A 21,661-nucleotide genomic window follows, 5' to 3' on the forward strand; every position below is an offset into this window, starting at 1 on the left:
GAACATTTTTTTGACAAACCTAAATGTAGTATTTTCGAATTAAATATCATGGTAAATCATAGACCTTTTAAATCTAATTTAAAATTGTTTGCTTGAACAAAAATTAGTAATTTAGTAATACTTTACTTATCCAAGTAAACTTAATATCCAATCCCAAACCTATCGTCCAACCTATACCTATGCAAATCAATGATATTATAAAAAAACTGAAAACAATTTTAGAAACAGTTACGGAAAATCCGGGATCTGCCCAGGAGTTTAGTGATGATGCCAATATTATCACTGACATTGCCCTGGATTCTGTACAAATGATTGAGTTTATGCTGGAGATTGAAGAAAATTTTGGAATTGAGATCAATTTCGATGAAATTGATTTTAGTCATCTCACCTCGATTAGGATATTGGCAGACTATCTCATGACTCAAATTCCCGCAGCATAATATTCTAACTGTATGTCCGATCGTCAAAAGCATATCATACTTGGTTCATTTAATGCAGAACGTTTTTGGCGGGACCAGCACTACGCAACTCTTCCGTTTTTCAAGGACAATCAGGCAAATATGATTGTAGAGGCAATGGATGAAATGCAATTTGTTTTTGCTGAGCAGCAAGACAGTGTGATCATCACCAGGTTTAAAATGAATAATGCTCATCTCCGGTATCTTTCAGAACTGGGTTTTAATTTTTCCAATATGGGCATCAACGAAGATTTAAGCACTGGCCAGGAAATAAACATTAAAAAAGATATAATAGGTCAATTAAAGGAAAAATATAAAGATCTGTTTAAGTCGTTTAAATATGAATCGGTGAAATTAGATTCATATGCAATTGTTAGTGATCCCCGTCTTTCAGAGGATATTTTTAATACTAAAGTGCATTTTCCTAATACCGGAGCTGTAAAGAAAGTAAATTCTAAAATATTTTCCACTCGTATTTCTGATACCTTAAAAACAGGAAGCGGAGGCTATGTTGTTAATTCTACTGCATCATTGCAGCAATATGGGCAAGATATGCTAAAGGAATCTCCAGTACTTATTAAAGACCCTTTTGGCGTATCTGGAAGCGGTAACATCCTGATTAAAAGGGAGCTTGCGCTAAAATCCATAGTAAAGCACCTATACCATCAGGAACAGCAGGGAAAGTTAATCCAGTTTATTATAGAACCTTATTTAGACAAACTGACTGACTTCTCCTGTCAGCTGATGATTGAGCAGAGCGGAAACTTTAAAATCATCTCCTTTCATATCATGCACAACGAAAAGTTTCGCTTTTCAGGTATCGAGCAAGCCGATGAGTCTTTTATAAAAAAAATACAACTATCCGGATATTTAGTGTATATAGAAAAAGCAGCAATGTACATCGCTGAATCTGGCTATTTTGGTCCTGTATGCATCGATTCGATGATATTATCTGATGACAGGCTTATCCCTATCGTAGAAATCAATGCCAGAAAATCAATGGGGCTCATCAATCATGCCTTATGCGCTTTTATCAATAAATTTGATAAAAACCTGCGCTGTAGAATGGTCACGCTTAGTTTCATGGTTGACTACCGGCTAAGCTTTGATCACTTACTGGAACAACTCGATCAAGATGGTTTACTTTTTTCTAAAGGTAAAACCAAGGGCATACTACCATTATCAGCTAACACGGTAGATATTAATGCAAGGTTAATAACCGATGGGCCGTATAAAGGGCGCTTATATTACCATATCATCTATACGACAATTGCTGAGCTTGATGCGCTTCAGGAAAACATGTACACATTCTGCAACAAATTAGACCTAAAAAAACATTAATCAACCATATGAGCAAACCTTGTGTTACAATATTAAATGCTGGTCCTGGTATGGGATTTTATGTTCCCGGGGTAATTATGGCCAAGCAATTAAAGGAGGCTGGCATTCCTACCATTGTACATGTATTTGAAAATTTTTATAAAGGGGATAAAAAAAACATCATCCCTAGAATGAAGTCCAAGTTCCATAAAAACTTTTCATTTGCATTGATGGGGCAAAGTATGGCCACCGATCCCAGTAGCGCGCTGAACGAAGAAATGGTGACGCTACTTCTTGACACCTGGCTGAAAGAAAAAAGACACCATTTTGTTGTATTCTCTGGTTTTTGGCTATCAATTTTAAACAGGTTTCTGGAGATAACAGACCATAAGGATATCAAAATTGATTTATGCCACCTAGACGCCGATTACTCGGTATCATGGAAGATGTATAATTGCACATCAGCTACTGCCAATACCGTATGGTTCCATAGCTGGGAAAAGCAACAGATTAATTATTACATGAATGTAGATGGCTTATCCCCTGTTCCTTTTAAGAAGCGAGATAACAACCTTATTATTCATGGCGGGGGCTGGGGATTAGGAGATTACCAGGCGAAAGGCGAAGCGCTTTCATCTACGGAATTTACCCTATCCATCATAGCTTATGATAAACAGGATTTAGTGCAAGAAAATGAAAAGTTCCATTTTTATTTTCTGGATCCCGAATGGAACATCTGGGACCAGAAAAATAATCAACATCACTTCCCTCCTCTTTTTCAAATTGACAGCAACGGGGAGAATAAGATGGAACTTTTAGACAACAGTCAATTCTCTCCACTGTATGAGATCATCAGAAAAAGTAAAGCTATAATCAGTAAACCAGGGGCGGGCACATTAATTGATTCGTTATCTTCTGCTACCCCGATTATCATCCTGGAACCTTATGGAAACAGTGAAAATAAAAACGGGCTGTTGTGGATAAAATACGGGTTGGGAATGTTATTTGAGGATTGGAAAAAGACTGGCTTCTCCTCAGAAGTTTTGGAACAGATGCATTTAAACCTGCTCAATATCAGGGCCCGCACAGAAAATTATATCAACTCTTATATCATCAATCATGGGCTTTAAATCAACTACCACATTTAATGCTGAAACTTTCAGCAGGTTACAAAAAAGGATCAAAGATATTGCTGTTACCAGGCGGGAAGTTCAAAAGAACGGCGCATATGCACTTTCTGTCCCGACAGAGGTCAATATTCAACTGACACATGCCTGTAACCTCCGTTGTAAAATGTGTTACCAATGGAATGATGATGGGTATTTCCATAGCTACAATCAGGAAATCCAAAATAAAGAGCTGAGTGTGGAAGCCTTTAAAAACATTCTGGAAGAAACAAAAGAGGTAAAGTCGAGGCTATATCTGTGGGGTGGAGAGCCTTTGTATCATTCAGAATGGGATAGAATTGCTGATTGTATTGTTGAAGATCCAAGACACACTGTAATCTGTACCAACGGGATATTGCTTGAGAAAAATATGGAATCCCTATTAAAAATCTCACCACATTTGGCACTATTGATAAGTGTTGACGGCCTTTCTGAAGCCAATAATGCACTACGCGGAAAATCTACTTTCGAACGCCTGGTACGTCAAATGGACATTATATTGGAGGAGCAAAGAAAAGGAAATTATCGAGGTTCCATTTCGGTAAGCGCAGTCCTTAATGACGATCTTATTCCACATTTATACGAGTTTGTAGAGTACTTCGAAGCCAAGCAAGTAGATTCAATCTATCTAAATTATCCATGGTATATATCACCCGAACGCGCACTGGAAATGGATAATTATTTTTCAAATAACCTCACATGGATAAACCCTGATCAGAATTCTGGCCCTGCCAGCTGGCACTCTTATACCTTTCAGCTAAGCGAAAGCTCAGAGGTTATTCTGCAGGAACAGATTAAACGTATGAATAAAAGGGTTTGGAAATCAAGGGTAAGGTTTAGCCAGGAAATTGAAACTCATGAGATCATGAACTTTATAACTGACAAATACGACTCACCTAAACGCTGTTTTGCTTTAGCTAATCGGGCGGAAGTATTAGCAAATGGCAAAGTCGGTACTTGTAGTAAGTTTTTTCCTGAACTTGCGATCGGAGATTTAAACCATCAATCCCTGACAGAAATTTGGACTAGTGAAAATTTTAACAAACTTAGAAAAACAATTAGCTCCGGAATTATGCCAGTATGTTCCAAATGTGTCTTACTCTATCGAAACGGCATATAAATGGGATACCATATTAGTGATAGTGTGCATATGCTTAAAATCATTAATTTATAATCAGCCTTTATCCAAAATAGCAGATGCAATTAGCATTTAACAATCAGTCGATTCCTGTATTTACTATGTTTGCTGTCCAGGTAAATGAATCAAAATCAGTTTATCTGCAGGCCGAAACATTCATCTCGGAATCTGATAGATATAAATTTACCGGGATACTGGTTCCGGATGCGAATTCTAATTATCTGAATCCTTGGTTTTTCGCAAACCTTATCATTAAACATTCAAAGTCGCTTATCCCATTTATTGCCGTTAACTCCCTTTATACACATCCGTTCTATACGGCTAAATATATTTCCAACCTATCATCATACCTTAACAGACCGCTCTACGTAAACTACATCACAGGCACAGCCTTATTCGATTCGACAGGACTAGGAGATTCCGTTAATCATGATTCAAAATATGAACGGCTGGGTGAATACTGTTCTATAGTTGACCAATTATTAAAAGGGGGAGCACCGGTTTCTTTTCAAGGGGCTTATTACGCTTTAAATAATGTCATACTACCTGAATCTCTAAGCTCAGAACTGCAGCCGATAAATTACATTGCAGGGAAATCTGATGCTTCTTTAAAACTTACACGTGAGACAGGATCAGGAAGACTTTGTATGGCAATACCTGAAAATGATTTTAACCAGTCTGTTGGCGATTACAAGACCGGTTTTCATTTTGGAATTATTGCAAGAGAAGATGAAAAAAGTAATTATAAGCTATTGGCAGAATATGCCCCGGCAGATGATACGGCCAGAAAAATCAAAGAATTTACAACAAAACGATCAGCTGTAATCTGGAAAAAAGAATTGTTAGCTCAGTCAAAAGTGGCTAATGTAAACGACATCTATAATTTGACTCCGTTTATTAACGGCCATAGTGACGTGCCCTATCTGGTTGGGAGTATTGAAAATGTGGCTAAATATATATTGGGATATTTAATTAAGGGACTAAACTCCATAGTAATTGAAGTACCAATGACTGGTTATGATGAATTTAAATACATTAACCAGGTTTTCCTATCCGTTCAGCAACTTCTGGATACAGATGAAAACTTATCAGACATCATGTACCAAGCATTATAGCCTTTGCGATTCATTTTGCAGTCCTGATTCACGCGCATCCTTTGTCTTTACCTTATTATTGCCAAACCGATAAGTAAAGTTTAACCTTATCTGACGGGTTTCTCCCGCGTAAGTGGTATGGAGTAATAAATTATTCAACTGGGTATCGGTACTGATTTTATTTGCCCGGAACAAATCAGAAACAGCGAGCCTTAGCGTTGCTTTATTATTCATTAAATTCCTTTGCAAGCCCAGATCAATTTGCGAGTTCCCTTTCACATAAGTATTTAAGCCGCTTATGTTTTTGGAGTTCACCACTCCTGCAAGCTCAGCAGTGATTTCACCAGGCAGGTTAAAGTTTTGCTGAAGGTTGATGGTTCCTGCAAAACGTTTTCGGCTATAATTCCCATATTCTATAGTACCGACTTTATTATCCAAAAGGTACCCCATAGCTGTAAAACTGACATTCCACCATTTCGCCAGATTAAGCTCCTGGGTCATGGTCATATTCAGGTTGTTCTGAAAACCAATATTTCTAGGTATCATATTAATAACATTTCCAGTCAGAACTTCGGTTATTTCGTTGCTGATGTCGCTGGTATGGGTGTAACTTGCAGATATGGTCGTCTTTTTATAACTGTATTGCAATGCAAGCGTATTGGCATACTGGGGCCGGAGAAACGGATTACCTTTCCAGTAGGAAAGTTCATCAACAGGGTACGAAAACGGATTCAGGTTATTATAAGCAGGACGGTCAATACGACGCGCAAAACTTAAGTTGTAAGTACCAGATCCCTTGGTTTTATAAGTGATCGAAGCGGTTGGAAAAATATTCAGATAATTTCTCACAACAGAATTTGTAGACTGGACGCTTCCGTCGCGGGGTTGCAGGTCTCCTGTGGAATGTGTGTTTTCCAGTCTTACGCCTAAATCCATATTTAAGTCCTCACTAAAGGATGTTTCATACTTGAGATATGCCGCACTTATCTGTTCCTTATAAATAAAAGAATTTGATAAACTGATATCAATGACCTTCTCGCTCCCGTTGGCATCATATTGATCAAATACATTTTTAGCGTTTACACTGGAAAATTTTGCGCCTGTCAGCATCTTCCCTTTGCCTATTTTAAAGCTATAATCAGCCTTAAGTGCATATAGTTTGATGTTTCTGCTATTGGCTACCAGAAAATTATTGGTTGACAGAAACTCGCCGCTTGGGTTATAATAGGCATTGGTGCTCAAGTTACTTGTTGATGCGTCAAAAATCCCATAGTCTGCATCAATATCCAAAGTCGTATGGTTAGCACCTTTATACCGGTAATTTAGATTGGTATTATACCGTTGCGTCATTTGCTCAGGATAGCTGCTCTGGCTTCTTAGCGTTTGCAATAGCCGGCCGGTTAACTGGTCATAGATACCGGTGACCGGGGTAATCAAACCACCCCCGGCTGAAAAGTTTCCATTCAATACAACTCCGATAGTTTTGGTAGTATCTATAGCATAATCAGCACCCAGGGTTGAGGCAATATGATGTTTTTTATCCACATCATGATTGGCATTTAAATACACCTTTCCATTTGTTGTCCGGTCATTATCATAATCCATTGCGTAATGCCCAAAACTATGATTGTAGCTACCGAACATATTCAGTTTTCCCTGCCGGAAATTAAGATTCAGATTGGTATTTTGCTTTATGGTTTTACCATAAGCAAGGCCATTATTGATACTGCCATTGAAACCTTCGGTAATTGATTTCTGAAGTACAAGATTGACAATGCCGCCTGTTCCTGCAGCATCATATTCAGATGAGGGATTTTTAATAATCTCAATTGATTTCAGATCAGAGGCGGCAATAGACTTCAGCAGTTGCGCTAATTCTTCGGCTTGGAGATAGGTTTGCCTACCATTGATCATCACTAATGCTGTACTTGCGCCATTGATTGAAACTGAATTATCCTGTTTTACCATTACTCCAGGCGTTTTTTTTAAAGCTTCCAACGCCGTACTGCCCTGTGCCGTTATGCTCCTTTGGACGTTATAGATTATCTTTCTGCCTTCAACCTTAATTAACGGTTGATTACGAGAACTTTGAATGACGATTTCTTTTAGGTTAAGGTTAGTGGTTTTGATTTTTAGTTCACCCAAATCAACAGATGAGGATAGCTGCAGTTGGTCGCTCTGATAAACAAGTGTCCCTAAATAACTAACTGCAAGCACATAACTTCCGGCTGAAACAGCAAAGGAGAAAGTTCCGTCTGCTTCACTCAATCCCTGTTTCACCACCTGACCATTCTTGGCATCTTTCAAGAATAAAGTCGCACCTTCACCTGGCTCGTTGTTTTCATTTTTTAGCTTGCCCTTTAAAGTGATACCAGTATTCCCTTGTCCATAACCCTTGAAACAAAATGTGATTAAAAAAATAAAAAGATAAGTTGGTATTGATTTATAATTTATCATGAGGTAATGTTAATATAGTTCACAAGTTTATTTAAAAGTATCTGATATTTGTAAGCTTTAATGATTACTAAAGTAGTTATATTCAATTAAATATTATCATTTATTACTACAGTGGGGGCTTATATTTCCATTCAGATCGGAGAATTACAGAATTCGCCTGAAAACCTCCTGCGTAATTTTTCAATATCAATTGCCATATGATCACGCTTAAAGCAGGTCTGATTGAAAAGAATAGAAACAGGCTACTGAGAACAGCTAAGGAGTATTTAAAAATAATTGGTTAATTTGGGAAACAGCAGACACCGGTGTAAGTCAATCAACACATATTAAATGATAGGAATATTAACTTTTTTTCAGTGTTACAATTACGGAGCTTACTTGCAGGCCTATGCCCTACATCATTATCTACTCGAAAATGGCCATGATAATATTTTTATCAATTACAGAAAGCAAAAAAGTATCGATAATGAATTGAAAGCGATGCTTTATGCTGAAAAACAAGCCCCTTTAACCTTCATTAAAATGCTGATCAAAATTTCAAAATTCAAAATTTACCAGCGTAAGCTCAGTAGAACCCATTGGATCAGTAATCGTGAGGATCTTGAGGCCATTCAATTTGACACCATTATTATTGGTAGTGACCAGATCTGGTGTTACAGCAAAGAATGGGGAGGAATTGATACGCCTTACTTTTCAAATAACCTCAACAGTACCCATATCATTTCTTATGCGGCCAGCATGGGTCCTGATCGGTTTGATGCACGGCATCCGCGGAGCATCGTGAGGCTTATGAAAAATTTTAAACACCTGGGTGTTAGGGATACCAACACCTATCAATTTGCCAAACAATTTGGCGCTGCCGAACCACAGGTTGTGCTAGATCCAACGTTACTTTATGATTTTAAAAACAAGATAAAAAAGGTCTCACTTAAAAATTATATTATTTTTTATTCGGATGGCCTGCTGCCAGATCAGGTGGTCATTGATCAATTCAGATCTATAGCAAAAGAAAAGAAGCTGAAAATTGTATCTATTGGAAAAAAATTTGACTGGTGTGACCTCAATATCATCGCACCTTCACCTTTTTTATGGATGGCTTACATTAAACACGCCTCATTTGTGTTTACGTGCATGTACCATGGCTTATTGTTCTCGGTTAAGTTTAATCAACCGTTCGCTATGTTTTTGAGTGCTGAACGGCAAAATAAATGCCTGGATTTCTTAAAAGAGATAAATTTGCAGAACAGGCTTGTAAAATCAACAGACGATCTATATGCTTCTTTCAATTCGGGTATTGACTATCAACCCGTAAATAACTGGTTGAAAAATCAGAAAGAAATCTCTGAAACATTTTTAAAGAGCAGTTTGCAAAAATAAAGGCGAACGATCTTTTAAGACTCCTATACCCCTAAAGGATCACTTAATCCAGTATTGATAAGCGGTTTAATGCTGTTAGGCCTACACCATATGATCAAACCAATTGCATTATTAAAAATTTGGCAGAATGCATAAGGCATTACAAAGTAAATTCTTAAATTGCTGATATGAATGCCAACTTAAGCCCTAAAGACATTGTAGATTCTGGAATGTGCATTGGATGCGGAAGCTGTGTAGCGCAATCAAAAAATTTTAAGGTACAAATGGGTTTCGATAATTTTGGCCATTTGAAACCATATGGTCCTGTTGAATGGTATGAAGAACCATCCCGAGATATCATGGACACCTGCCCCTTTTCTCCGGAATCAACGAAGGAAGATGAGTTGGCCGCAGCCCTATTCCCTTATTCCGCTCAAAAAAACATTGCAGCAGGACTTTATCAAAATGCTTATGTAGGCTATGTGAATCAGCCCGGACTTCGTGCAAAGGGCAGCTCTGGGGGAATGACCACCTGGGTAGCGATGGAGTTATTGAATAATAACCTGATCGACGCTGTCATCCATGTAGTCCCCTCAGAGAAGCCGGATCAGGATGGTGATTTTTTTCATTTCAGTATATCGAAAACAGAAGAGGAAATTTTGCAGGGGGCAAAGTCAAGATACTACCCTACTGAATTGTCGAATGTATTAAAAATCATCAGGGAAGAGCCCGGACGGTATGCAATTGTAGGAGTTCCCTGTTTCATAAAGGCTATTCAGCTGCTGAGAAAACACGACCAGGTTTTCAAAGACCGCATAAAATTTACATTAGGCCTCTTTTGCGGTCATATGAAAAGTTCGAGGTTGGTTGAAAGCTTTGCGGTACAGATGAAAGTTAGCTTGCCAGAGGTTGCAAAAGTTGAATTCCGGCACAAATTCCCCGACCGGGCGGCCTATTGGTATAACGCCAGGCTGACCCTGAAAGATGGTTCGATTGTACACAAAGATTGGAGATACTTAAATGACGGGGACTGGGGTGCTGGCTTTTTTATGAATTCAGCCTGTAACTTTTGTGACGATGTTCTTGCCGAAACCGCCGATGTATCATTTGGTGATGCATGGGTTGAACCCTATGCCTTAGATGGACTGGGCACCAATGTAGTGGTTGTCAGATCAAATGTAGTTGGGCTTTTGATCAGCAAGGGCATTGCGTCAGGGAGATTATCACTGGCCGGGGTAGATGGAAAATTTATAGCCCGAACACAAGAAGCCGGGTTAAGGCAAAGGCGTGAAGGTTTGGCTTACCGGTTAAGCTGGAACAACACCAAAATAAAAACAAAAAAAAGGGTTGATCCTAACGCCAATATACCGCTCAGTAGGAAACTGATCTACATCGTAAGGTTTCACATATCAATATGGAGCAGTACGATTTTTTTATTTTCCAAAACATCAAATTTAATGTCGTTCTACCTTGCCTGGGCCAAATGTGCCCTATGGGTTTATTATAAGGTAAGGGGCAAACCATAACAATACTTTTTGTGAACCTTCTTTCCGATCTGTATTACGCTGGCTTTTAACAAATTTCCATCACCTCATGAACCTAAAAGAAATAACAGTATTCGCCAATGGTGATTCCAGTAAAATCAAAACTTGGTCAAATGTACCCTATTTTTTAACCCGGCAATTGATCGCCCGGGGGATCAAAATCAATCGCATAAATATCGGGCCAGAGAGAAGATTTGAGCTGTTTTTTGAAAGAAGAATCTTTAAAATATGGAAATTCTTCAGCAAAAACACCGTATTTCATTTTGAACGTACCAGTTTGCACCGCTGGATTACTCAAAATAAGATAAAAAAGGCTACACGCGATTTTCCGTCAACAGATGCATGGTTATTTATGAACTTTAGTTACTATAACAAATATTCAGAACGACCATCATTTCTATTTTGCGACTGGACTCTGGAGTATTTGATTAAAAACCGCTTAGGTAGAAAGCCTGACTTTTTGGAACAAGGATATATTAAAAAACAAAATAAAGCGATAGCTGAAGCTAAAATAGTGATTTCACTATTCCCAAAAATCGCTAGGCTAATGCAAGATATTCACCCCTCAGCGAATATCTGTCACCTTAACACAAATGTTATCAATTCCTTTTATAAAGGAAGTTTGAATGAAAGCGAAGTTTTAATATCAAAGACGGGGTCAAATAGTTTAGTATTTATTGGTGACATCAAATATATAGAGGGAGCACGATCATTAATAGCGGCTTATAATATTCTAAAAATTGATCGGCAAAGCCTAACCTTACATCTCATAGGATTAAACAGCCAGGATTTTGATGAGTTACCAACTGGAGTCACATGTTATGGATATCTTGATAAAGAAGAAGTGTCCGAATGCAAAACATACTATGATTTAATTATGAACGCCAAAGTATTTATCAATCCGACGCCTTTATGGGGAGGCTATTCATCCACGATAGAAGCAATGTTTTTTTACACTCCCGTTGTCATTGCTCCATATGAAGATTTCACTGATACATTTGGGGAATCACCTTCATTTGCTGTGTATACCAAAAAACAGGGAGCATGCGATTTAGCCGCAGATATAGAAAAAATGTTGAATGCCACTGACTATAAACAGTTATGTATAGATGCGCATCAGGCTGTACACGATTATACATGGGAAAACTATGTAGATAAATTTTTGTATATAATCAAAGGGCTTAATGAGAAATAATCGCTTCATTTCCTACAAGCCAGATGACCTCATACCGAAAAAAAGAGCCCAATAGAAGCCATTTAAGCAATGTATCCGACCTGAATACATTCCACATTGAAGAGATTAAGTCAAACCGAGGTTGGTTTGATAAGTTGCTCAAGTATGGACTTGCCTAGGCAATAACGCATCAATGAGCGGGATCCTATGCTGAGTGGAGAGTGAACTGAAAAATTAAGTAAAAAGGCCATCATTAACCAGTTAGTACTTACTCCGACTCTAAATGAAGCTGCATGACATAATTTTGGCATTTGTCTTCTGCCCCGGTTTCAGCAATATAGATTGCGCTGGTGAAAGTTTTCAATTTACTTAGGCGTGCGGGATGGATTTAAGATCTAACTAAAGCCTCGCTTTATTTTTAATTCACGAGATCCAAATGCTCATTGATTTCAACCTTAACCTGGACAAATCCCAGCAGGTGCAATTCGTAATGTAGTGTACTGAGCAGTATAACACCTGTGGTATCCAGATAACTATCATAAGGGCATTCAGCCCGTTTCAGGATTATATTTCTCAGCAATAAAACCACCTTATCAGTCCAGCTTTTCCGGTAATTGCCTCTTTTGTTATTCTCATCCCTCCATTTGTACAGTTCCTGTGCCCTGTTGGTCATCGAAATCAGTTGCGATAAATTCTGGACAAACGCATGCAATAGCTAAAAATCTAGCTAGACATCGTGAAATTAACCAACTTTATCATCATTCCAGTTATAGCTTACTCTCTTATCTCCCCATCCCGCACAAGACATCACAACCTTTACCCCAAAACATAAGCTGATGATAGACATGGTATATTTTCAAGGCTTTAGGCATAAAGAAGTTGCCCGGGAGCTAATTATGCAACTAGTTAGCGTGAAGACCTCACTTCGGTATGCAGAACATTCCCTTCGCAAAATATTTGCAATTGAGCGACAGCCTGCAGCCTCGATTGCTATAATCATTCAGCTGTTGCCGAAGTGCAGGCCTGCATAACCCAGTCCATGCGCATGGCTTACCGCATTTACCGTCATACCGTCCACGAAGATGTTGATATCTGTGCCATGATCTAGGTCAAAGCCACGAAGGAACAGCTGTTCTACCTTTATCCCGCCGGAATGTTGCCAGATAAAAAGTCCTGGCACTTTTCTTAAAAATTCCTGAATAACATTTAACTGGGTTGTCGGGATATCCACAGCCACTACAGGAGAGAGATGATTTATCCCTTCGGATACGACCACCTCATTCAGCTGGAACTTTGAGTGTGACAAAACGAGATTCATCTCTGTCCCCTTAGCCACCTTTGTCACCGGTTGATAGCCCAGCAGCGTTACCCTGATGGAATCATCACTTTTCACGTCCTGCATAAAAAAACAGTCTCATTGGTATGCGCATGTTTTTGCTCCAGTGGTTCTGCAGGTAAGCATCTTCCAATGGCAAGTCGCTTGTTGTGATGACCTTTCCCTTTAAAACTTGCGCAAAAAGACTTGTCGAGCATAGGCTCAGCAGGACAGCATAGAAAATCTTCATTGGGGGCAAAACTACAAAATGTTGCAAATATCTCCCATTAGCTCATCTTTTCCCAGAAACAGAATTCCTGCTCATTAATAATAGTTAACTCATTGGACAGATATATTCAGGTAATCACAGGGAATAAAATCATCGATGCTAAAAATGGCATAAGGCAATGCTGGCAAAGCTAGATATCATGTTGTAATAATTATTCCACCGTTAAATGATAATAGCAATGGCTTTACATAATGTTTGGAATAAAGTTAAATTGAAAGAGTAACTTACGCATTCAATCCTTTACTTACCCTCTCTTCAGTTCTATCCATAATTGGTAATAAGCATATCGCCACAGCGGTGAATTGAGATTAGGAAAAAAGTGAAGGAACCATCACTAAATCAACACAAATGCACTTTTTAATTCGCAGCAGACATAAGATAACAATCACATTTATTAATTAATATGAAAATAATAGTATTTTTTTTTCTTCTCTTTTTAACCATTCCGTCGTGGTTTCATGCTCAAACTTCACCATACATTGTGAATATCAACAAAGAGCAAGTTCCTATCAATACATCAGGAGAAAGAAATTGGTGGAATCTACTGCATTATACGATTGCGATAACTCCAGACTTTAATAAAAAATTTATTTCAGGGACAAATGAGATAACTTTTATTGCTTATCAGAGGAGTAGCACTTTGCAAATTGATTTACAAGATCCAATGCGCATAACTAGTATTACCTGGGAAAATGTAAATCTTCCTTATATTAAGCAAAAAGAAAAATACTTTATTACTTTTCCAAGGGAAGTGAAGAAAGGCGAAACCCATGCAATCTTTATAAAATTTGAAGGATACCCAACTGAAGCTATTAACCCCCCATTTGACAATGGTTGGATATGGGCAAAAGATAAGAATGGAAGACCATGGATAAGTATTGCTTGCGAAGGTTCTGGTGCCAGTATTTGGTTGCCATGTAAAGACATTTTATATGATGAACCTGATAATGGCGTTGCCTTCAGTATCACAGTGCCTGATACGCTAACAGCAGTCTCAAATGGCAGATTACAAAACAAGGTTGTCAATAAAGGCGGTACAGCAACATACAATTGGAAAGTTATAAACCCTATCAATAACTATAATATTATCCCTTACATTGGAAAATATACCAGCTGGCATAGTGACTATAAGGGTTTGAAAGGTCTACTTGACTGTAATTTTTGGGTATTAGACTATAATTTGGCAAGGGCGAAGAGACACTTGCTGCAAACGGATACTATGCTACGAGCTTTTGAATATTGGATGGGAGCTTATCCATTTTATAAAGATGGTTATAAGTTAGTAGAAGCACCTATGCCTGGCATGGAACATCAAAGTGGAATAGCGTATGGGAATGGCTTTCAAAATGGTTATAAAGGAAGAGACGCTATTTCAGGTTCGGGCTGGGGCCTAAAGTGGGACTTTATATTAGTGCATGAAAGTGGTCATGAATGGTTTGGCAATAGCCTTTCATCAAGTTCCAACGATGATAGCTGGATACATGAAGGTTTTGCAAAATACTTAGAAAGCCTGTACACAGCGTATGTTTGGGGTAATGAAGCAGGTAATGAATATTCTCTTGGCACCTGGAAACATATAAAAAATGACCAACCAATTTTAGGCTCTAGCACATCTGATAAATACTATAAAGGTGCAGCAATGCTTCACACTATCCGGCAGGTCCTGGGAGACACTGTTTTCCGTGGCTGGCTTCATGGATTGAATCAAACATTTTATCACCAAACTATTAGTACTAAACAGATTTTGCGATTTCTCAATTATTATACAAAAAAAGACTTTACAAGCGTCTTTGCCCAATACTTAGAATCTACTCAAGTTCCCGCCTGGGAATACAATTTTTATAATGGGAAACTGTACTTCAGGTGGACTAACTGTAAGAAGGATTTTGATATGCCCCTGAACATTGCAGTTGACGGCAAAACCTTTCAATTAGTCTATCCAACAACACAATGGCAAACACTTTTTACATTTAATGATGATATAAAGCGTTTACTAGTTGATAAGAACTATTATGTAAAAGTAGTAAAACGACAGTCACAGGTAGATTAACATAGCAAAAGATTACACCAAAATATGTTCTTAGATTAATTATTTAAATCACTGTGTATGTTCTTACGATTGAAGTGTAGTTACGGTTTTCATCTACGCTCCTTATCTAACCAAGATCGATAGGCTGCTTTACCACGTTCGAATTCTTCTGCTAATAAATAAAATTGACTTATTTTTTTTTCTTTACATTTAAAACCTAATTAGATATAGATTATGACCGCAGAATAAAGGGTCGGCTTTGGTTGAACTTTCAGAGATTGATGAAATCTAAACTCGAGGAAGACAGACAAACTTTCTTGCGTTTTGCAGAATTTGACTCCAGGTCGCTGTCGTTTATTATGACATTCCCCATCGATTTTCAATCTTCGTAATGTAAACGGCTGTCTGATCTATTCCGAGCAGCATTCCTATGTTCAGACGATTATAGATTACTGATGCTATAGGAGGTCGCTCCTCATTCAATCGAGACTCTATTTCTATAAAAGAAGCAATAGTATTTATCTGCTGCGGTGTCTGTTTCAATTTGAAGGCTCGATCGGAAAATTCCGGCAACCAAACCTTTTTAAAATCCCTAACTATTTGTTCGATAATAGCCCGAGTGGTCACAGATCATGGGAAATTATAAGTATTTGGAGACATATAACCTCCAAGATTTTAGCTTCCGGAGCTATATCTTCAATTAGTGAAATATCGTCCATAAGTTTCAATGTGGCATTTTCGCCTGCCGATTGATTTGAGGAAGTTGCCAGTGTGCACTTCCCAAAATTCAGACCAGTTAAAAGTAGAATTCTAGACCTAGCGCAGCGAGGCTATTAGAAAAACTATTAATTTTAATTGGTTATATGAAAAGAATCAAGTTTACGGAATCCCAGATTGTAAAAGCAATCAAGGAACATGAGAGCGGTAAAAACGTGCATGATCTCTGCAGAGAGTTAGGAATTAGCGCTGCAGCCTTTTACAAATGGCGCCAAAGGTATGGCGGAATGGAAGTCAAAGAACTATCGAAATTAAAGGCGCTGGAAGAAGAAAATGCACGTTTAAAGAAAATGTATGCGAATCTTAGCCTCGTGCATGAAGTTTTCAAGGAGGCTGTAGAAAAAAAGCTTTAACGCCTGACGAGAAAAGGGATTTAGTTGATGAAATGGTAAAAAGGATAAGCCATCGTCAGGCCTGTAAATGCGTTGGATTGAACCGAAGCAAACATTACTATCAACATAAACGAGGGGATGATAGTGAAGTAGTTGATGCACTTTCACTTCTTGTTGAAAAGCACGTCTCCATAGGCTTCTGGCAGTGTTACTACCGATTGCGTCAAAAAGGGCTTAAATGGAACCATAAAAAGATTTATAGGATTTATAACCTCAATGAGGCTTAATATCCGCCGCAGGGCAAGGAAGAGGCTGCCAGAAAGAGTCAAAAAACCCTTATTCGTGCCAGAAACGGTAAATGAGGTATGGTCCATGGATTTTATGAGTGATGCGCTTTGGAATGGAAGGAAATTTAGGTTGTTGAACATCGCTGATGATTATAACAGAGAGATGCTTATTATGGAGATAGATTATTCACTTCCAGCATTGCGAGTTATAAGAGCCTTGGATGAGCTAAAACAATATAGGAAGCTTCCAAAAAAAATAAGAATGGATAATGGGCCGGAGTTTATCTCGCATAAGTTGGATGAATGGGCAAAGGAAAACAAGGTTGAACTAGTTTTTATCCAGCCAGGAGAACCAACACAGAATGCATATATTGAAAGATTGAATGGAAGCATCAGAAGAGAATTGTTAAATGCCTACATATTTCACTCCCTGGATGATGTAAGGGAGAAAGTGGAGGAATGGATGGTGGATTACAATTACCATCGACCACACCAGGCATTGAACTTCAAATCTCCTGTAGATTTATTGCAGGAAATTTGAGGACAAAATTATACTTTTGAATGGTCTGAAAAACAGGGGAGCTTACACCCTACTGTGTATTTCTTTTAGCTTTGGGTTTACATGCACCAGGGACGGCAATGAGAAAAACATCGCACTAAAGAAGATTACCCCATTGTAAGGGTTGCTCTTAAATCTTAAATGAAACGGAAAAACAGGCATCAGTAATAAAATGTCCATTTCCTAATGATAAAAATTAGCTTAGATTTACATATGCAACATAATTGCATAAAAATATTTAAGCTATATTATTATGACAGCATTTTGGGAGGCAAGTTTTAAAGATAAACAAGAAATGTGGGGATGGGAACCAGCTGATTCCGCCGTCTCAACTTTAGCATTATTTAAAGAACAAAAATTGAAAAAAGTTCTCATACCAGGATTTGGTTATGGAAGAAATGCCAAAGTTTTTATTGACAATGGATTCCAGGTAACTGGCATTGAAATAGCTGAAAGCGCAATTGATATCGCAAAAAAGCAGTTCGCTGATCGTATAAAAATATATTCCGGTTCGGTGTCCTCCATGCCATTTGATAGTGAATTATATGAGGGCATATTTTGTTATGCGTTACTTCACTTATTAAGCGCCCAGCAGCGCATAAAATTTATTGATGACTGTTATCATCAACTTAAACCAAATGGATACATGGTTTTCGTGTCCATTTCTAAACTAGATTTTAGATTTGGACAAGGCAAAGAAGTAAGTAAGGATACCTATGAAACTTGGCCCGGACTTCATTTGTTTTTTTACGATGAAGATTCCATTCAATCAGCATTTAGCAATTATGACTTGATAGATGCACAAATTATAAATGAACCACGTGAGGACTCAGGTAACAAGCCCGTTCAAAGATTTTGGTATATTATCTGCCGTAAAAAAATTTAAACAGTTTAACATTTCTCAATCGTTAATGCCCGGCAAAAGGAGGATATACTGTTTATTGAAACGGGTATATCCATCCTCACCTTAATCTTCCTTTCAGCTGTAAGTTTAAATGCGACAATTACAGCAAAGAGAAACGTGCCTTATAAAAAGAATGTGCAAATAATGCTTAATTTTTGATCTGGGTATGAGCAATAAGCGTAGAATAAAAATGAAAGGCCACGCTCGAAAAAGAAAAATATTGTACAGTGAATGGTATAGGGAAACAAATTAATATTCTTCCGGTCTCACAAAACGGAGGTAACCATCCCCTACTGTATATTTTTATTTCAGCTGTATGTTCATATGCACCAGTTGCTTCAAAGAGAAAATCTTCTCTTACAAATCGAACACATTTAAGAGAGAAAAGGCAAGAACAACTAAGGCCATTAACTAAAAGAGCGGCATCTGCTCAGCTGCTATTGGGGTACTTGGATAAGCGTAAGGCGGGACTTTAAAAGCCAGAAAGCATTGGCCCGTTGATTCAAGTTGAAAACAGAAATATCCCGACATGACAAAAATTCTAACATCGATCTTCCCGTATTTGTGCATTATTGTCACCCTATAAGTATGTGTATGGATATTGTCTAGACCCTCTCAGCCGCCCTTCTGATTCCAATCTTTGTAGAAAGTCCTTCTTTAATGACCATTTATAGCTCACCCCCCAATCTGTTTTGAATGACTGCGACATCGGTGAATCCAGTACAAAAATCAGGTTTCAGTTTAAAGACAGATGGCAAGGGGCGTCGCATGGTATGTACTCAGATATTAAATAAGAAAAATGAGCTTAACTTTCTTACAAAAATTGCCTCAAGCCTCCATAAAGATCAAAATTTATTAACAGGCATTTGAATCTTAAAAAACGCCATGCTTCCTCCAGAGCGGAATAACCATAGTCCACCGCAAATTTGAGCGAAACTATCCAAAAATTTGACCTAAAGAATCAGCCCAATCCAGTCAGCATTTTACGCGTCTGACGGCGGTATGGTGTAGAAGGGACAGATGGTCTGTTCTCCATCAATCACATCCTCTCACTTGAACGTTTGCGACTTTTCAGACCATTAATGATGATAAAAACAGCAAGCACAATCATCACCGCATAACAGGCATACACAATGTTCCCTCCATCAGGATTGGCGTTATTGGATACAGAAATGGCAAATAATGCCCAAATACCCACTGCCGCGAATTCACGCAGGTTTCTGGTATACACCATAATGATATTGACTATCCCCGCTGCGCAGATCATTATTATTGCCCAGCTGACTTCAGAGATGCCCCAGCCCTCCCATCCTATCTTGGTCAGGTAAGCGGAAATATTGGCTATAAAAGCTACCGTAATCCAACCCGAATACAAGGCAAACGGCCAGTATATAAACAAATAATCCTTCAGCGGATGGCTATCAAGTTCCATCCGGGTATTCATTATAATCTTGACCAGACAAAAAAGCAGAACAGCCATGATCACTACAGAGAGACCAATATAATCATATAACCAGGCCACTACCCAGCAGGAATTAACCAAAGAGGAGAGTACGAACCACCAGCCGATTTTAAGCAGAACAGCAGACCTGCGGGGATCTTTTTTGGCCTTTAACCCGGTGTAGAAAATAAAACCCAATAGCCCGAGATAAATAAGGCCCCAGATGGAGAAAGCAAAGCCTGCAGGCGTAAAATAATTGAAGTACCTGTCAGAAATTGTTTTCATGCTATTACCGTTGAGCAGCCCCGCATTCGACAGGTAGTTCACGGCAACCATTAAGATAAAAGCAAAGCCATTAGCAAAGAGCAGATTTTTTTTGGCGTTGTTCATACAGGGATCAATATGGGATTTCAAGGAATCAAGGTAATGATTTATAAGCAAAGTGCAATGAGATATACTTAAATATGCCTTATGTTATTTAAAAAAAATGCCAGTCTGATAAGAGAAAATACGGATAAAACATTTACAGACTAATACTTGGCTAGCACCCTAGATCCAAGCATGATAAAGAATAAAAACTATAAAAAAAGCAACAATAGAGCGATAAATTTAAAAACATTATCCAAAAAGCAGCGCAAACAAAAGATCAGTTTTAAAGTTTAAATGCTAAAATCAAAACATGTCAGATCACAAAACAGCAACCGGTATTCAAAATTCATGGAAAGATTCGAACCTTCAAAATTCAACATGCTAGCTCCCCGCATTGAAGTACTCGGGATCAAAAACCTGAACAAAAGCATCAAGCTTGCAAAGGAAGTGATCGCGGAATTAAAACCAAAACTTGTCATATCACACTGCTCAGAGCGGGCGATTGACGGCAGCTTTGAAGTGATCTGCCCATTGCGAAAAAACGCTAAAGTTAATTAAAGCGGCCGCACCACTTTAGAAGAAAATTCAAGTGGTGCAGACCATAACCTCCTAACAACATCCATAAATGGAATTTTACAGAAACAAAAAAAAATCAGCACAACTTATCTTCATCTGTTCAGTCATACTTTTTGCCCTTGTAGCGGTATTTTTGTACAGCATCGGATTATTCACAGGTATCATTGCCACAAAGCTAGCGGGGATATCCGCTGTTTTAGGGCTCATCCTGCTTATTATGATCATCAGAATGCTGATTTCACTTAATCGCTCAATTCCGATGCTGGTCCTGAACAAGGAAGGCATAAGCTCATCGGTCACTGCAGTGAGCAAAGCAGCAGGCCTGATATACTGGGAAGACATCCTACACATTTCCCTTACCAAAGTAGGATGGGATACCCTGGTGGAACTCACTGTAAGCAAATCAGAACACTACATGCCCATCATTAAGAAAAAACTTTCCGCGATGGCAGTCAGCGGCATACAGGATTCAGCCGGGAACCTGCAAATCTTCCTTACTGCATCCGAGCTGGATATGAACGCAGACGAATTGTTTAAGATCATTCAGGACTACCGAAAAAAAATCACCGGATATGATCAGGCAGAAGTTGGGTACCCGCGCTAAGGTTTCCTCAACCGAGGTTAGCGCAGTCAATTAAATTTATAAAACATTTACCAAGTTTTAGTGTTACTAACATGATTCCGGAGTGGTTCCCGGGATACATTAGTTTGGTTGGTTGATAAGGGATGCCCAGAGGCAATCCCTTTCTTTTTATCTGCCCCACCCCATTTTGCAACAACAGGATAAGTCCCAAGAAAGCAGCTGCGCAAGTAAAAAGAATGGACTTGAGCGGATAAACAGAAAGGCAACTGGTTTTTTTCTTAAGGGTTTTTAGCTGCTTTATTGATGAATGGTTCATTTCAATAGCCGATCATCCCATAAATCGAATCGCCTGGCATAATGGTAACAAAAGATGTAAATTAAATCCCTTTATGAGGCATAAACTATTTGCATTCTACAATTGTCAGGAACCTTGCTTACACCCGTAAATTGGACTGATCAATCATTTCTGCAAGTGATTGAGTACCGAATGATA

At 38.4% G+C, this 21,661-nt stretch carries 17 protein-coding genes and 1 pseudogene; 13 read left to right on the plus strand and 5 right to left on the minus strand.

The window, feature by feature from the left end; all coding sequences use genetic code 11:
* Positions 1 to 179 precede the first annotated feature (179 nt).
* The 5 genes from AN34_RS09100 (at position 180) to AN34_RS09120 (ending at position 5,197) form a co-directional block, all read left to right on the plus strand.
* Positions 180 to 440, plus strand: coding sequence for an acyl carrier protein (locus AN34_RS09100; protein WP_051666367.1), 261 nt, complete (start codon positions 180 to 182; stop codon positions 438 to 440).
* Between the two features lie 12 nt (positions 441 to 452).
* A complete protein-coding gene (locus AN34_RS09105; RefSeq protein WP_029284513.1) occupies positions 453 to 1,799 on the plus strand; it encodes a hypothetical protein in 1,347 nt (448 codons plus the stop codon).
* Between the two features lie 8 nt (positions 1,800 to 1,807).
* Entirely contained in the window at positions 1,808 to 2,908 is a 1,101-nt protein-coding gene (locus tag AN34_RS09110; RefSeq protein WP_029284515.1) for a hypothetical protein, read from the plus strand.
* Positions 2,898 to 4,064, plus strand: coding sequence for a radical SAM protein (locus AN34_RS09115; RefSeq protein ID WP_029284517.1), 1,167 nt, complete (start codon positions 2,898 to 2,900; stop codon positions 4,062 to 4,064). Before AN34_RS09110 ends, AN34_RS09115 begins: the two co-directional genes overlap by 11 nt.
* 77 nt (positions 4,065 to 4,141) lie before the next feature.
* Complete coding sequence (locus tag AN34_RS09120; RefSeq protein ID WP_029284519.1) at positions 4,142 to 5,197, plus strand: LLM class flavin-dependent oxidoreductase; 1,056 nt, start codon at positions 4,142 to 4,144, stop codon at positions 5,195 to 5,197.
* Here the strand turns inward: AN34_RS09120 and AN34_RS09125 are convergent.
* Positions 5,192 to 7,633 (minus strand): outer membrane beta-barrel family protein, encoded by a 2,442-nt coding sequence (locus AN34_RS09125; RefSeq protein ID WP_029284521.1) that lies wholly within the window; start codon positions 7,631 to 7,633, stop codon positions 5,192 to 5,194. The genes AN34_RS09120 and AN34_RS09125 overlap by 6 nt on opposite strands.
* Before the next feature lie 330 nt (positions 7,634 to 7,963).
* Between AN34_RS09125 and AN34_RS09130 the strand changes: the two genes are divergently transcribed.
* The 3 genes from AN34_RS09130 to AN34_RS09140 all read left to right on the plus strand — a co-directional run bounded on the left by AN34_RS09130 (position 7,964) and on the right by AN34_RS09140 (position 11,728).
* A complete protein-coding gene (locus tag AN34_RS09130) occupies positions 7,964 to 9,010 on the plus strand; it encodes a polysaccharide pyruvyl transferase family protein (protein ID WP_029284523.1) in 1,047 nt (348 codons plus the stop codon).
* A gap of 167 nt (positions 9,011 to 9,177) precedes the next feature.
* A complete protein-coding gene (locus AN34_RS09135; RefSeq protein WP_051666373.1) occupies positions 9,178 to 10,515 on the plus strand; it encodes a Coenzyme F420 hydrogenase/dehydrogenase, beta subunit C-terminal domain in 1,338 nt (445 codons plus the stop codon).
* Between the two features lie 67 nt (positions 10,516 to 10,582).
* Complete coding sequence (locus AN34_RS09140) at positions 10,583 to 11,728, plus strand: glycosyltransferase (RefSeq protein ID WP_157263262.1); 1,146 nt, start codon at positions 10,583 to 10,585, stop codon at positions 11,726 to 11,728.
* A gap of 397 nt (positions 11,729 to 12,125) precedes the next feature.
* Here the strand turns inward: AN34_RS09140 and AN34_RS09145 are convergent, their stop codons facing one another.
* Together AN34_RS09145 and AN34_RS09150 are read right to left on the minus strand one after the other, a co-directional pair.
* On the minus strand, positions 12,126 to 12,380 hold the full coding sequence (locus AN34_RS09145; RefSeq protein ID WP_029284529.1) for a hypothetical protein: 255 nt from the start codon (positions 12,378 to 12,380) through the stop codon (positions 12,126 to 12,128).
* A 327-nt stretch (positions 12,381 to 12,707) separates the two neighbouring features.
* Positions 12,708 to 13,109, minus strand: a complete 402-nt coding sequence (locus tag AN34_RS09150; protein ID WP_036676847.1) for a TonB-dependent receptor plug domain-containing protein — start codon at positions 13,107 to 13,109, stop codon at positions 12,708 to 12,710.
* 605 nt (positions 13,110 to 13,714) lie between these two features.
* On the opposite strand from AN34_RS09150, the gene AN34_RS09155 reads away from it, so the two are divergent.
* Entirely contained in the window at positions 13,715 to 15,361 is a 1,647-nt protein-coding gene (locus AN34_RS09155; protein ID WP_029284535.1) for a M1 family metallopeptidase, read from the plus strand.
* A 336-nt stretch (positions 15,362 to 15,697) separates the two neighbouring features.
* On the opposite strand, the gene AN34_RS22110 is transcribed toward AN34_RS09155, so the two are convergent.
* Positions 15,698 to 15,967 carry an endolytic transglycosylase MltG gene (locus tag AN34_RS22110; RefSeq protein WP_029284537.1) on the minus strand — a complete coding sequence of 90 codons (270 nt, stop codon included), beginning with the start codon at positions 15,965 to 15,967 and terminating at the stop codon, positions 15,698 to 15,700.
* A gap of 236 nt (positions 15,968 to 16,203) precedes the next feature.
* Here AN34_RS22110 and AN34_RS09170 point away from each other — a divergent pair.
* Together AN34_RS09170 and AN34_RS09175 are read left to right on the plus strand one after the other, a co-directional pair.
* A pseudogene (locus AN34_RS09170) lies at positions 16,204 to 17,277 on the plus strand (IS3 family transposase).
* A 271-nt stretch (positions 17,278 to 17,548) separates the two neighbouring features.
* The gene (locus tag AN34_RS09175; RefSeq protein ID WP_029284541.1) at positions 17,549 to 18,181 is read left to right on the plus strand and encodes a bifunctional 2-polyprenyl-6-hydroxyphenol methylase/3-demethylubiquinol 3-O-methyltransferase UbiG; all 633 of its coding nucleotides are present in this window, start codon (positions 17,549 to 17,551) and stop codon (positions 18,179 to 18,181) included.
* Between the two features lie 1,057 nt (positions 18,182 to 19,238).
* Here the strand turns inward: AN34_RS09175 and AN34_RS09180 are convergent.
* Positions 19,239 to 19,925 carry a hypothetical protein gene (locus AN34_RS09180; RefSeq protein ID WP_197285509.1) on the minus strand — a complete coding sequence of 229 codons (687 nt, stop codon included), beginning with the start codon at positions 19,923 to 19,925 and terminating at the stop codon, positions 19,239 to 19,241.
* A gap of 432 nt (positions 19,926 to 20,357) precedes the next feature.
* Between AN34_RS09180 and AN34_RS09185 the strand changes: the two genes are divergently transcribed.
* On the plus strand, positions 20,358 to 20,567 hold the full coding sequence (locus AN34_RS09185) for a hypothetical protein (RefSeq protein ID WP_197285510.1): 210 nt from the start codon (positions 20,358 to 20,360) through the stop codon (positions 20,565 to 20,567).
* Between the two features lie 67 nt (positions 20,568 to 20,634).
* Positions 20,635 to 21,189 carry an STM3941 family protein gene (locus AN34_RS09190; protein WP_029284547.1) on the plus strand — a complete coding sequence of 185 codons (555 nt, stop codon included), beginning with the start codon at positions 20,635 to 20,637 and terminating at the stop codon, positions 21,187 to 21,189.
* The last annotated feature ends 472 nt before the right edge of the window (positions 21,190 to 21,661 follow it).

The organism is Pedobacter sp. R20-19, assembly GCF_000708265.2.
Lineage (GTDB): Bacteria > Bacteroidota > Bacteroidia > Sphingobacteriales > Sphingobacteriaceae > Pedobacter.

Bases quoted from the DNA above. Each gene is read 5' to 3' on its own strand.
- AN34_RS09150 (WP_036676847.1), bottom strand. From the start codon at position 13,109: ATGCAGGACGTGAAAAGTGATGATTCCATCAGGGTAACGCTGCTGGGC.
- AN34_RS09125 (WP_029284521.1), bottom strand. From the start codon at position 7,633: ATGATAAATTATAAATCAATACCAACTTATCTTTTTATTTTTTTAATC.
- AN34_RS09100 (WP_051666367.1), top strand. From the start codon at position 180: ATGCAAATCAATGATATTATAAAAAAACTGAAAACAATTTTAGAAACA.
- AN34_RS09145 (WP_029284529.1), bottom strand. From the start codon at position 12,380: ATGACCAACAGGGCACAGGAACTGTACAAATGGAGGGATGAGAATAAC.
- AN34_RS09180 (WP_197285509.1), bottom strand. From the start codon at position 19,925: ATGAAAACAATTTCTGACAGGTACTTCAATTATTTTACGCCTGCAGGC.
- AN34_RS09190 (WP_029284547.1), top strand. From the start codon at position 20,635: ATGGAATTTTACAGAAACAAAAAAAAATCAGCACAACTTATCTTCATC.
- AN34_RS09140 (WP_157263262.1), top strand. From the start codon at position 10,583: ATGAACCTAAAAGAAATAACAGTATTCGCCAATGGTGATTCCAGTAAA.
- AN34_RS09115 (WP_029284517.1), top strand. From the start codon at position 2,898: ATGGGCTTTAAATCAACTACCACATTTAATGCTGAAACTTTCAGCAGG.
- AN34_RS09155 (WP_029284535.1), top strand. From the start codon at position 13,715: ATGAAAATAATAGTATTTTTTTTTCTTCTCTTTTTAACCATTCCGTCG.
- AN34_RS09185 (WP_197285510.1), top strand. From the start codon at position 20,358: ATGGAAAGATTCGAACCTTCAAAATTCAACATGCTAGCTCCCCGCATT.
- AN34_RS09120 (WP_029284519.1), top strand. From the start codon at position 4,142: ATGCAATTAGCATTTAACAATCAGTCGATTCCTGTATTTACTATGTTT.
- AN34_RS09135 (WP_051666373.1), top strand. From the start codon at position 9,178: ATGAATGCCAACTTAAGCCCTAAAGACATTGTAGATTCTGGAATGTGC.
- AN34_RS09130 (WP_029284523.1), top strand. From the start codon at position 7,964: ATGATAGGAATATTAACTTTTTTTCAGTGTTACAATTACGGAGCTTAC.
- AN34_RS09110 (WP_029284515.1), top strand. From the start codon at position 1,808: ATGAGCAAACCTTGTGTTACAATATTAAATGCTGGTCCTGGTATGGGA.
- AN34_RS09105 (WP_029284513.1), top strand. From the start codon at position 453: ATGTCCGATCGTCAAAAGCATATCATACTTGGTTCATTTAATGCAGAA.
- AN34_RS09175 (WP_029284541.1), top strand. From the start codon at position 17,549: ATGACAGCATTTTGGGAGGCAAGTTTTAAAGATAAACAAGAAATGTGG.